Source organism: Knoellia remsis, assembly GCF_003002895.1.
Lineage (GTDB): Bacteria > Actinomycetota > Actinomycetes > Actinomycetales > Dermatophilaceae > Knoellia > Knoellia remsis.
In genome coordinates, this window is the sequence record NZ_PVTI01000011.1 from 1 (window position 1) to 12,532 (window position 12,532).

10 protein-coding genes are annotated in these 12,532 nt (G+C 70.2%); 2 read left to right on the top strand and 8 right to left on the bottom strand.

What is annotated here, in order from left to right; genetic code table 11:
• The coding region (locus BCF74_RS17315) for a hypothetical protein (protein ID WP_218279227.1) at window positions 1-329 on the top strand (329 nt) is incomplete at its 5' end.
• 92 nt (window positions 330-421) lie between these two features.
• Here BCF74_RS17315 and BCF74_RS08015 read toward each other — a convergent pair.
• The 3 genes from BCF74_RS08015 to gyrB form a co-directional block, all read right to left on the bottom strand.
• A complete protein-coding gene (locus BCF74_RS08015) occupies window positions 422-946 on the bottom strand; it encodes a DUF3566 domain-containing protein (RefSeq protein WP_106297438.1) in 525 nt (174 codons plus the stop codon).
• Complete coding sequence (gene gyrA / locus BCF74_RS08020; protein ID WP_177426643.1) at window positions 943-3,729, bottom strand: DNA gyrase subunit A; 2,787 nt, start codon at window positions 3,727-3,729, stop codon at window positions 943-945. The genes BCF74_RS08015 and gyrA overlap by 4 nt, the downstream gene beginning before the upstream one ends.
• A gap of 198 nt (window positions 3,730-3,927) precedes the next feature.
• Entirely contained in the window at window positions 3,928-6,075 is a 2,148-nt protein-coding gene (gene gyrB, locus BCF74_RS08025) for a DNA topoisomerase (ATP-hydrolyzing) subunit B (RefSeq protein WP_106297439.1), read from the bottom strand.
• A 272-nt stretch (window positions 6,076-6,347) separates the two neighbouring features.
• Here gyrB and BCF74_RS08030 point away from each other — a divergent pair, with 272 nt between their 5' ends.
• Window positions 6,348-7,016 carry a hypothetical protein gene (locus BCF74_RS08030; RefSeq protein WP_106297440.1) on the top strand — a complete coding sequence of 223 codons (669 nt, stop codon included), beginning with the start codon at window positions 6,348-6,350 and terminating at the stop codon, window positions 7,014-7,016.
• Window positions 7,017-7,049: 33 nt separating this feature from the next.
• Here the strand turns inward: BCF74_RS08030 and BCF74_RS08035 are convergent, their stop codons facing one another.
• The 5 genes from BCF74_RS08035 to BCF74_RS08055 form a co-directional block, all read right to left on the bottom strand.
• Window positions 7,050-7,766, bottom strand: coding sequence for a hypothetical protein (locus BCF74_RS08035; protein WP_146132902.1), 717 nt, complete (start codon window positions 7,764-7,766; stop codon window positions 7,050-7,052).
• Between the two features lie 41 nt (window positions 7,767-7,807).
• On the bottom strand, window positions 7,808-8,290 hold the full coding sequence (locus BCF74_RS08040; RefSeq protein WP_106297442.1) for an acyl-CoA thioesterase: 483 nt from the start codon (window positions 8,288-8,290) through the stop codon (window positions 7,808-7,810).
• A 227-nt stretch (window positions 8,291-8,517) separates the two neighbouring features.
• Entirely contained in the window at window positions 8,518-9,708 is a 1,191-nt protein-coding gene (locus BCF74_RS08045; protein ID WP_106297443.1) for an ABC transporter ATP-binding protein, read from the bottom strand.
• Window positions 9,705-11,417, bottom strand: coding sequence for an ABC transporter permease (locus tag BCF74_RS08050; protein WP_146132903.1), 1,713 nt, complete (start codon window positions 11,415-11,417; stop codon window positions 9,705-9,707). The genes BCF74_RS08045 and BCF74_RS08050 overlap by 4 nt, the downstream gene beginning before the upstream one ends.
• Window positions 11,414-12,451 (bottom strand): extracellular solute-binding protein, encoded by a 1,038-nt coding sequence (locus tag BCF74_RS08055; protein ID WP_245889268.1) that lies wholly within the window; start codon window positions 12,449-12,451, stop codon window positions 11,414-11,416. Before BCF74_RS08055 ends, BCF74_RS08050 begins: the two co-directional genes overlap by 4 nt.
• Between the last annotated feature and the right edge of the window lie 81 nt (window positions 12,452-12,532).

Sequence of the window (12,532 nt, forward strand, 5' to 3'; positions counted from 1 at the left end):
CCAAGACTCGCCACGGCGCCAAAGTCACCAAGACCTACGACACCGCCGCGACCCCGCTGACCCGCCTCCTACGCGACCACCCCAACCTGGTCGACCCCCACGACGAGCGCGCCCTACACGCCGCGCTGAGCACCGCCAACCCGGCCCAGCTCCGACGCGACATCGACCTCATCCAAGCCAACCTGCTCGAGCTCGCCAAACGCCGAGGCATCGTCGCGACCCGACGCAAAGCCAACGCCACCTACCTCAACAAGACCAAGGTCAAAAGCACCCGACACACGCGGGCATTCACCGATGAGTCAACGACTCACCCCTCGCGGGCATCTTGACGTGAGTCAACATGAACGGTATGCCGCCCGCTCTCGGCGAGCGGGCGGCATACGGGAGGTGCGTGGCCGGCATACCGGCGAAGCGGGTTCGGTCAGTCGTCGGTGAGGGTCAGCTGGAGGCCGCCGACGAGGCTGCTCGACACGTTGTAGAGGAACGCCGACAGGGTCGCGAGCGCCGTCATGAGGATGACGTCGATGACGCCGACGACGATCGCGAGCGAGACGACGCGACCGAAGCCGACGAAGTCCATGATGTCGAAGCTGTTCTCGCCGTCCTGGATGATCTGCCCGACGAGGCCGTTGACCTGCTCGAAGACACCCATGCCGGCGAGGATCATCCACAGCACGGCGACCATGACGACGCCGGCGATGCCGAGCGCCACGGACAGCAGGAACGACATCTTCATCGCCGACCACGGGTCGACCCGCGAGACGGTGAGCCGGACCCGACGGCCAGTGCCGCGCGGAGCAGCCGCGGCGGACCGGGGCGTCGTCGGCACCGAGTCGGCGCCGGTTGCGCCGTCGGAGGCGGACGCACGGGTCATCGAGCGGGTCGGCTCGGCGGAGCCGCTCGATGCACTGCGCATCGAGGTGCCTGCCTGGTCTGCCGTGCTCACTCGTCGCCTCCGTCACCGTCGGTGTCGTTGTTGTCAGTCGACGGTACGCCATCGGCCTGTTCCCCGGCAGACGCCGCACCGGTGGGTGCCGCACCGGCAGCCTCCTCGGCCGAGGCCTCGTCGACCGGGGCCGCGTCGCCTGCCTCCTCGACCGGGGCCTCGTCACCGGGGACCTCGTCGACCGGGGTGCCGTCCACGGGGGAGACACCCTCGGCGTCGGCCTCCGCGACCTCCTCCTCGACGACCTTCTCGGCGTTGCGGGCGACACCGACGATGGCGTCGTTGCGGCCGGGCTTGGCGAACCAGACGCCGGCCGTGTTGCGACCCGTGAGCCGGACCTCGTCGACGCGGGAGCGGACGATGTTGCCGCGCTCGAAGACGACCATGACCTCGTCGTCCTCGCTGACGGTGAGCGCGCCGACGAGGTCGCCGCCCTTCTCGGTCTGCTTGGCGACGGCGACACCGAGGATGCCGCGACCCTTGACGTTCCACTGCGACGCCTTGGACCGCTTCGCCAGGCCGGACTCGAAGACGACGAACACGTCCGGGTCCGACCCGACCTCGATGACCGACATCGACAGCAGCGAGTCGTCGCCGCGGAACTTCATGCCGGTGACACCGGACGTCGAGCGACCCATCGGCCGCAGCGTCGCGTCGTCGGCGTGGAAGCGGACCGACTGGCCCTTGCGCGAGACGAGCAGCAGGTCGTCCTCGGCGCTCGTCAGCCCGGCGCCCACGAGCTCGTCCTCGTCGCGCAGGTTGACGGCGATGAGGCCGCCGGTGCGGGGGGAGTCGTACTCGCCGAGACGGGTCTTCTTGACGAGGCCGCCCTTGGTGGCGAGCACGAGGTACGGCGACGACTCGTAGTCGCGCAGCGCGAGCACCTGGGCGATGTGCTCGTCCGGCTGGAACGCCATGATGTTCGCGACGTGCTGGCCCTTGGAGTCGCGGCCGGCGTCGGGCAGCTCGTAGGCCTTGGTGCGGTAGACCCGGCCGAGGTTGGTGAAGAACAGCAGCCAGTGGTGCGACGTCGTCGTGAAGAAGTGCGCCACGACGTCCTCGCCGCGCAGCTGGGCGCCCTTGACGCCCTTGCCGCCGCGCTTCTGCGAGCGGTAGGCGTCGACCTTGGTCCGCTTGGCGTAGCCGCCGCGCGTGATCGTGACGACGACGTCCTCCTCGGGGATGAGGTCCTCCATCGACATGTCACCGTCGAAGCCGTGGATCGTGGTGCGCCGGTCGTCGCCGTACTTCTCGACGATCGCGGCGAGCTCCTCGGACACGATGTCGCGCTGGCGGGCGGGCTTGTCGAGGATGTCCTTGTAGTCCTCGATGAGCGCCTGCAGCCGGTCGTGCTCCTCGATGATCTTTTGCCGCTCCAGGGCCGCGAGCCGGCGCAGCTGGAGGTTGAGGATCGCGCGCGCCTGGACCTCGTCGACGTCGAGGAGCTCGATGAGCCCGTCGCGCGCCTCCTCGACCGTGGGGCTGCGGCGGATGAGCGCGATGACCTCGTCGAGCATGTCGAGGGCCTTGAGGTAGCCGCGCAGGATGTGGATCTCTTCTTCGGCCTTCTTGAGCCGGTATGCCGTGCGCCGCTGGATGACGTCGATCTGGTGGTCGACCCAGTGCCGGATGAAGGCGTCGATCGGCAGCGTGCGCGGCACCCCGTCGACGAGGGCGAGCATGTTCGCGCCGAAGTTCGTCTGCAGCTGGGTGTGCTTGAAGAGGTTGTTGAGGACGACCTTCGCGACCGCGTCGCGCTTGAGCACGATGACGAGGCGCTGGCCCGTGCGCCCGGACGTCTCGTCGCGGATGTCGGCGATGCCCTGGAGGCGGCCCTCCTTGACGTGCTCGGCGATCTTCTGGGCGAGGCTGTCGGGGTTGACCTGGTAGGGCAGCTCGGAGACGACGAGGCACTGCCGGCCCTGGATCTCCTCGACCTCGACGACGGCGCGCATGATGATCGAGCCGCGGCCGGTGCGGTAGGCGTCCTCGATGCCGGAGCGGCCCATGATGAGCGCACCGGTCGGGAAGTCGGGCCCGGTGATCCGGGCCATGACGGCCTCGAGGGTCTCGTCCCGGCTGGCCTCGGGGTTGTCGAGGACCCACTGCGCGGCGTTCGCGACCTCGCCGAGGTTGTGCGGCGGGATCTGGGTGGCCATGCCGACGGCGATGCCAGCAGAGCCGTTGACGAGCAGGTTCGGGAAGCGCGCCGGGAGCACCGTCGGCTCCAGCGTCTTGCCGTCGTAGTTCGGCGCGAAGTCGACGGTCTCCTCGTCGATGTCCCGCACCATCTCCATCGACAGCGGCGCCATCCGGCACTCGGTGTACCGCGGGGCGGCGGCCGGGTCGTCGCCGGGGCTGCCGAAGTTGCCCTGCCCCTGCACGAGCGGGTAGCGCAGCGCCCAGTCCTGCACGAGCCGGACGAGGGCGTCATAGATCGCGCTGTCGCCGTGCGGGTGGTACTGGCCCATGACGTCGCCGACGACGCGGCTGCACTTGTTGAAGCCGCGGTCGGGCCGGTACCCGCCGTCGTACATCGCGTAGAGCACGCGCCGGTGCACCGGCTTGAGGCCGTCGCGCACATCCGGCAGCGCGCGCGACACGATCACCGACATCGCGTACTCGATGTAGCTCCGCTGCATCTCGGTGTTGAGGTCGATCGGCTCGATCCGGTCGCTTTCACCGGGCGACCGGTCGTGCATCACCGACCCCTGGTCACCGGTGTCCTCGGTGTCCACGTCGGTGTCCAGGTCGTTGTCCGTGCCGTCGATGTCGTCAGCCATCAGTTCCCTTGTCCTTCAGTCACATTCATGCGGCCGTATGCCGCGTCAGTAGCGTTCGTGGGTGCGCTCGCCGTCGGTGCCGCTCGTGTCCCGAACCCGTCCAATTGGTGAGTTTTTCCCGGGGCCGCTCGTGTCCCGAACCGTCCAATTGGGTGAGATCGGGACGCGAAGGTGAGCGGACGGCATACGCAACCGGCCTCAGATGTCCAGGAAGCGCACGTCGCGCGCGTTGCGCTGGATGAAGCCGCGGCGGGACTCGACGTCCTCACCCATGAGGATCGAGAAGATCTCGTCCGCGGCGGCCGCGTCATCGAGGGTGACCTGGAGCAGGATCCGGTTCTCCGGGTCCATCGTGGTCTCCCACAGCTCCTGGTAGTCCATCTCGCCGAGGCCCTTGTAGCGCTGGATGCCGTTCTCCTTGGGGAGGCGGCGACCCTTGCTCTGGCCCTCGGCGACGAGGGCGTCGCGCTCGCGGTCGGTGAACGCGAACTCGTGCGGGGCGTTGCTCCACTTGATCCGGTAGAGCGGCGGCTGCGCGAGGTAGACGTAGCCGGCCTCGATGAGCGGCTTCATGAACCGGAAGAGCAGCGTCAGCAGCAGGGTGCGGATGTGCATGCCGTCGACGTCGGCGTCGGCCATGAGCACGATCTTGTGGTAGCGGGCCTTCTCGATGTCGAAGTCCTCGCCGATGCCGGTGCCGAACGCCGAGATGAGCGCCTGGACCTCGTTGTTGGCGAGGGCCTTGTCGAGGCGGGCACGCTCGACGTTGAGGATCTTGCCGCGGATCGGGAGGATCGCCTGCGTGTAGGGGTTGCGGCCGCGCACGGCGGAGCCACCGGCGGAGTCGCCCTCGACGATGAACACCTCGGAGATCGCCGGGTCCTTGGCCTGGCAGTCGCGCAGCTTGCCGGGCAGGCCGCCGGACTCGAGGACGCGCTTGCGGGTCGCCTCCCGCGCCTTGCGGGCGGCGACGCGGGCGGTCGCGGCCTGGATGGCCTTGCGGACGATCTCCTTGCCCTCGTTCGGGTGCCGCTCGAGCCAGTCTCCGAACTCGTCGGTCATGGCGCGCTGGACGAAGCCCTTGACCTCGGAGTTGCCGAGCTTGGTCTTGGTCTGACCCTCGAACTGCGGCTCGCCGAGCTTGACGCTGATGACCGCGGTGAGGCCCTCGCGCACGTCGTCGCCGGTGAGGTTCTCGTCCTTGTCCTTGAGCTGGTTCTGCTTGCGGGCGAAGTCGTTGACGAGCTTGGTGAGGGCCGCGCGGAAGCCCTCCTCGTGGGTGCCGCCCTCGTGGGTGTTGATCGTGTTCGCGTACGTGTGCACGGACTCGCTGTAGGCACCCGTCCACTGCATCGCGAGCTCGAGGGAGAGCGAGCGCGCCTCGTCCTCGACGTCGATGCTGATGATGTCGGGGTGCACCGGCTCGGACTTCTTCGAGCCGACGAGGTGGGTCACGTAGTCGACGAGGCCGTTGTCGTAGCGGTAGGAGACGTGCCGCTGCCGGTCCTCGTTGCCCTCGACCTCGTCGCCGTCCTCGGCCGCCTCCTCCGGGCTCTGCTCGGGGACGCGCTCGTCGACGAGGTTGATCGTCAGGCCCTTGTTGAGGAAGGCCATCTGCTGGAAGCGGGCGCGGATCGTCTCGTAGTCGTAGTCGGTCGTCTCGAAGATGTCGCCGTCGGCCCAGAAGGTGATCGTCGAACCGGTCTCGTCGGTCGCCTCCTCCTTCGCGAGGGGCGCGACCCGCTCACCGTGGTCGAACTCCATCCGCCACACGTGCCCGAGCTGCTTGATCTCCGCGGTGAGACGGGTCGAGAGCGCGTTGACGACGGAGGAGCCGACGCCGTGCAGTCCACCGGACACCTTGTATCCGCCGCCGCCGAACTTGCCGCCCGCGTGCAGCTGGGTGAGGACGAGCTCGACGGTGGACATGTCGTACTGGTCGTTCATGCCCGTCGGGATGCCGCGACCGTTGTCGGTGACGCGGACGCCGCCGTCGGCGAGGAGGGTCACGTCGATCGTGTCGGCGTAGCCGGCGAGCGACTCGTCCACGGCGTTGTCGACGATCTCCCACACGAGGTGGTGCAGGCCGCGCTCACCGGTGGAGCCGATGTACATCCCGGGGCGCTTGCGGACCGCCTCGAGGCCTTCGAGCACCTGGATCGCGGACGCGTCGTATGCCGTGTCGTCGCCGACCGCGCTGCTCTTGCCGTTCGTGGCCGGCGGGGTGTCGACCCCGCTCGCCTGGTCGGCAGTCTGGTCGGCTGCCCGCTCCGCTGCCGCCGTCCCCTCGGCGGACTGGGTGGTCTGGCTGGTCTCGATGCTGTTGTCCTCGGGCGTGCTGGGCACGGTGCTCCTTCGAGTGGGTTTCGCTCATGCCGCGCGCCCGGGGCTGGTGCGGGTGACCGCTGGTGGCCCGGGGCGCGACGTTCACCCCAAAGTTTACCTGTCAGCTCCGACAAAGCTCGCCACTGGAGGCCCGTGGAGGCGGTTTTCTCGGATTCCCACGGGTGGCGACGACCCGGCATACGGTCCCCACCCCTCCAGCGCGCCCTGACGGCGTTTTCTCACGCTCGGCGATTCGGGTCCCCGAACGTGCGGCGCTGGGTACGCTCCGGTGCATGAAGCGCCGCCTGCCCGCCCTCGCCGCTCTCTGCGCGCTCACCGTCACCGGGTGCACCCAGGCCGCACCCACACGGGACGGCACGCCCGCGCCGGCGGGGTCGACCACGGGCGCGTCGACGCCCTCGGCATCTGCCTCGAGCGCCCCGTCCCTGCCGAGCGGCTACGCCTGGCACCCGGTCGAGGACGCCGGACTGCGGTTCGCCGGTCCCGCGGAGTGGGTCGCGATTGACCCCGAGGAACTGGCCGCCGCCGGGGACGACGCCATGATGAAGGATCTCGCCGACCGCATGGGTGTGAGCGTGTCGCAGTTCAGGGCGGTCATGACCAACGCTGACCTCATCCTCACGGCGCCGCCGAAGGATGGCTTCGCCGACAGCATCAATGCCATCGTCGTCCCGCTCACCGACCTCCCCACCGAAGCACAGCTCACGGCGCAGCTCGGCAGTCTCGTCGACGGTGACGTCACCTACACGGCGACCGAGACTCCGGCGGGTCGGGCCGTCATGGCGCGCTACGCCATCGCGGCGGGCAACCTGGCCGTGCAGGGCAGCTCGATCTTCGTCAAGGGTCCCGAGGGCGTTCTCAACGTCACCGTGACGACCCGCGACGCCGCCCGGACCGAGCAGGTCAGCGCGGTCGTGCTGGACTCGCTGTCCGAGACATGAGGCCCGGCCTGGCCCCTGCCCGGGCCGCCCGCGTCAGCGGCCGTGGGTGAAGAAGGTCCAGGTGCCGTCCTCGGCGATGCCGACGCGTGGGCCGGTGTAGCCGCCGTCGGTCTTCTTCATGTCGGCCGCCTGGGCGCTGGTGATGAGGCCGGCGTTCACGGCCGCGGTCCACTCGGCGTCGTTCTCCTTGAAGTCCTCGGAGAAGACGCGCGGTGCGACGCTCCCGTCGAACGTCGCCACCTGCGGCATCGTCAGGAGCGTCGCGAGCCACGTGTAGTTCTGCGTCGACGACGCGGTGAAGGTCGCCGACGCGGGGCGCTCGCCGGCGAACCCGGTCCCGTCCTTGGTCGCGATCGCGATGAGCGCCTTGCCGTTGCAGGCCTTGGCGGCGGTATGCAGCGCGCGCGCCTTCGCGGCCGCCGCGCTCGACAGGCCGGTGACGTTGACGGCACCGGCCTTGCCCGCGGGGCAGGACGCTGCCGTCCCGCTCGCCGACGGTGCCGGCGGCAGGGTGGGGGTGGCCGCGCCCGACGGCTCCGCAGTGCCCGACGGTGCTGCGGTGCCCGAGGAGGGCGGGCTCGTGGACGCCGACGGGCCGGCCGAGGTGGCGCTCGTCGTCGGGCCGGAGCCTGACGGCGCCACGGTCGGCTCGTCGTCGGAGCAGCCCGCGAGCGCGAGCGCAGCGAGCAGCACTGGAGCGGCCGCACGAGCGGCGCGGCGAGCGGGCTGGGAGGTGCCGCGGGGCGTCATACCGATCACCGTAACGGAAGTGACTGGTGTGACTGGGGAGGTCAGGGCTGGGCGGAGAGGGAGCGTTCGCAGACCGCGCGGACGTCGTCGGGGATCGGGACGGTGTGCCGCCCGGCGCGGTCGATGTAGACCTGCGCCCACAGCCCGTGCGCGGCGATGTCGTCGCTGCCGTCGGCGAAGAGGCCGAACGCGAAGGTGACGCTCTTGGTGCCGATGCGTTCGACACGCACGCCGACGTCGATGGGGTGCGGGTAGGCGAGCTCGGAGTAGAACCGGCACGACGACTCCGCGACGACACCGAGGGTCGGGGTGCTCGTCTCGTCGATGCCGGTCTCGCGGATGAGCCAGGCGTTGAGGACCGAGTCGAAGAGCTCGTAGTAGACGGCGTTGTTGAGGTGGCCGTACATGTCGTTGTCGGCCCACCGCGTGCTCACCCGCTGGACCTCGGGGAAGTCCTCGCGCCGCAGCGTCCTCGGGTCGCGGGTGGTGCCGGTCGAGGTTGGGTGTGCGGCAGGTGAGCTCATGCGCACAACGCTAGCGGCCGGCATACCCGGCGGACTGGCCGACCGCGGCCGCACGGCCAGTCCGGGCATGTGGTCCCGCAGTGCTCTGATCTTGCGTCGTCCTTTGGGCCAGGGTGGTCCAAAGGACGACGCAAGATCAGAGTGTCAGCGTCGAGAGGATCCCAAGGTCGGCGTGGGACGTGTGGGGCGCCCAGACCGAGCGCGCTGGATTCGCGCCGGACCCGCAGTCAGTCGGGGGTCGGCAGGGTGTGGTCGCCGACGAGGAGGCTCGGGACGAGGCCCGGCTGGATCGACGCGACGACCTCGGTCCCGACGGGATAGCGGACCGAGTGCGGCTGCCACGAGCGGACCGTGCGCCCGGACGGCAGCCGGACCGTGTGCAGGACGAACGCGCCGTGGTACTCGACCCGCTCGACGACCGCCCGCGCACGCGCGACCCCGTCGCCTCCGTCCGCGGGCAGCGTCAGCGTCAGCGCCACCTCGTGCGGCCGCACCACCACCTCGGCCTCGCGTGCGTCGACGTCGGTGCGCACCATGACTCGGCCGAGCTCGCTCATCAGCCCGTGCTCGTCGGCCACCACCGGCAGGAAGTCCGCGTCCCCCATGAAGGACGCGACGAACCGACTCACCGGCCGCTCGAACACCTCCGCCGGGGTGCCCAGCTGCTCCACGACACCGGCGCGCATGACTCCGATCCGGTCGCCGACGGTGAGTGCCTCGGTCTGGTCGTGCGTCACGAGGATCGCCGTCGTGCCCGTGGCACGCAGGGCGTCGACCGTGTCGGTCCGGACCCGGGCGCGCAGCGACTCGTCGAGCGAGGAGAACGGCTCGTCGAGCAGCACGACCTCCGGACGCGGCGCGAGCGAACGGGCGAGCGCGATGCGCTGCTGCTCACCACCGGAGAGCTCGTGCGGGTAACGATCAACCGTGTGCGGCAGGTGGACGAGCTCGAGCACCTTCCGCACACGGGCGTCCTGCTCCGCGCGCGCCACTCCCGCGAGCCCGAACCGGATGTTGTCGCCCACGGTGAGGTGCGGGAACAGCGCGTGCTCCTGGAAGACGAGCCCGACGCGCCGCTTCTCGGGCGGCACCCACGCACCCCGCCCCGCGACCGTCGCGTCACCGACGCGCACCTCGCCGGCGTCCGGACGTTCCAGCCCGGCGACGAGTCGCAGCAGCGTCGACTTGCCGCAGCCGGACGGCCCGATGAGCGCGACGATCTCGCCCGCTTCGACGGCGAGGTCCAGCTCGCACACGGCCGGGGTGTCACCGTAGGACTTCGAGACGGTGCGCAGCGCGAGCGCCGGATCCCGTTGTGCCCCAGTGTCATTCGTTTCGTATGCCGTCCGCGCACCCACGTGGGTCTCGCGCGCGTCGTCCGGGGTTGCGTCCCGTCCCACCGTGGCCTCGCTCGTCATGACAGCTCCTGACGGTGCGGCTCGGCGAGACGGACCTGCCGCACGAGGAAGTACACCGGGACGATCGCGAGCGCGACGATGAGCAGGGCGGGCAGGGCGGCCTGCTCCCAGAAGTTCTCGTTGGCCAGCTCGTAGACCGACACCGACAGCGTGGTGAAGCCGAACGGTCGCAGGAGCAGCACGAGGGGCAACTCCTTCACGGCGTCGACGGCGACGAGGACGAGCGCGACCGCGATGCCCGAGCGTGACAGCGGCAGGTGCACCCGGCGCAGCACCCGCCATGGCGAGGACCCGAGCGAGAAGGCCGAGTTCGTCACCGACGGCGAGATCGTCGCGAAGCTCGCGTCGACCGCCTGGTACGCCGGCGCGAGGAAGCGCACGACGTAGCTCGCAAGGATACCGAGGACCGACCCGGTGACGACGAGCCCGGTCCCACCCGCCACGCCGAGTGCCTCGAGCCAGCCGTCGAGGGCCGCGAACGCGACGAGGACGCCGATCCCGATGACGGCGCCCGGGACGGCATACCCGAAGGTTGTGAGCTGAGCGGCCGCACGCGCGAGCCGGCCTCCGGTGACGCGTACCCCGTGCGTCACGACGAGCGCCAGCCCGACACACGCGAGCGCGGCAAGCGCGGCCATCACCCCGCTGTTGGCGAGGTTCATCGCGAACCGGCCCGTCGAGAGCGACGACGAGTCCGCCGCCGTCGCGGTCACGGCCCACCACACGAGCCGCGCGACCGGCAGGACGAAGGCAAGCAACAGCACCGACCACGCCGCCGCGGCCGCCCACCAGCGCGCCGCCCCGGTGAGCACCGTGGGAGCGGCGGGTGGACGATGACCGCCGCGGGCGTCATACCGCGCACCACCGCGCAGGATCCGCTCACCGGTGAGCACGAGCACCGCGAAGGCGAGGACGAGGACGGACAGCTGAGCCGCCGACGCGAAGTCGAACGAGCCCTTCCACGTGAGGTAGACGCCGACCGAGACGGTGCGGACGGTGAAGTACTGGACCGTGGCGAAGTCGGTGAGCGTCTCCATCATGACGACGGCGAGGCCACCGGCGATCGCGGGGCGGGCCAGCGGCAGTAGCACCTGCCGGAAGGCGCGCCACGGCGACGCGCCGAGCATGCGCGCGGCGTCCCACGTGACCTGCCCCTGACCGCGAAAAGCCGCTCGGGACAACAGGTAGACGTAGGGATAGAGCGTCAGCGACAGCACGACCGGCGCTCCGAGCGGGCCGGACAGCCACTCGACGAACCCCGACGTCCCGACCGTCGCCCGCGCCGCCCGCGCCGGACCACCGGCCGGCCCGAACGTCGACAGGACGAGGAAACCCAGCACGTAGGCCGGCATCGCGAGGGGCAGCACGAGCAGCCAGGAGAGCCAGCGACGGCCCGGGAAGTCGTAGGCCGTGACGAGCCAGGCGAGCCCGACACCGAGGACAGTCGTGCCGAGGGCGACGGCGGCGAGGAGCGCGACCGTCGTGACGACCATCTCGCCGAGACCGCGGGGCCAGGCGCTGTCACCGACGGACGCGAGCGCCTCGACGAGGACGGCGACGACGGGGATGCAGACGATCGCGGCGATGAGGACGACGAGGGCGGACCACGCGGGGCGTCCCGTCCCGGTCAGGCGGACGCGGCGCGCCCGGGCGAGGCGTCCGTCGGCTGCGCGACACGCGCCGCGCGCCTCGGTCGCCGGGACGGTCACTTGTAGCCGGCCTCGGCGAGAAGCTCGACGGCCTCGGCGTTCTGCGACCCGTAGGCCTCGGCGGAGAGCGGCATCCGCTTGAACTCGCCGAACTTCGCGATCATCGGCTCGGGCTTCACGTCGGGGTTGACGGGGTACTCGTGGTTGCCGTCGACGAACGCGCTCTGCCCCTTCGTCGCGAGCCACTCGATGAGCTGCTGCGCCTGGGCGGCGTTGTCGGAGGTCTTGACGACGCCCGCGCCGGAGATGTTGACGTGCGTGCCGGCGCCCTGCTGGCTCGCCCAGTAGAGCTTCACCTTGAGGTTGGGGTTCTTCTTGAGCTCGCGGGCGACGTAGTAGTGGTTCGTGATGCCGACGTCGCAGGTGCCGGCGTCGATGGCCTTGATGAGCTCGACGTCGTTGGACTTGATCTGGACCCCGTTGGCGACCCAGCCCTTGACGATCTCGAGGGTCTTCTCGCGGCCCTCGAGCCCGATGAGGCTGGCGACGAGGCTCTGCGTGTACGCCGACGTGGCGTCGCGCATGCAGAGGCGACCCTTCCACTTCGGGTCGGCGAGGCCGGCATACGTGTCCTTGGGGTCGAAGTCCGCGGGCTTGACCTTGTCGGGGTTGTACGTCGTCGTGCGGGCCCGCATCGCGAGGCCGAACCAGCGGTTCTCGCTGTCGCGCAGGTCGGCGGGGACGGCCTTGTCGAGGGCGGGGGACTGGAGCGGCTTGAGGACGTCCTGCTGCGCGGCGTTCCACAGGTTGCCCGCGTCGACGGTCATGAAGACGTCGGCCTCACCGTCGGCGCCCTCGGCCTTGATGCGCTGGAGCAGCTCGGCGTCGTTGCCGCTGATGAACTCGATGGAGATGCCGGTCTCGTCCTGGAAGTCCTTGAACGCACCCTCGAGCGCATAGTGCCGCGCCGAGTAGATCTGCAGGTCGGCGTTGCTGCCGCCGATGCCGAGCACGCCGCACCCGGCGAGGGGAGCGGTGACGGCGAGGGCGGCGACGCCGGCGAGCGCGGCGCGGGTGGGACGGCGAGAGGGCACGAAGGACTCCTGGGCTGACACGGAGGGTGACGGTGCATTGTGTCGCAGGTTAGGCAAGCCTGTCCAAACCCCCCTATCATG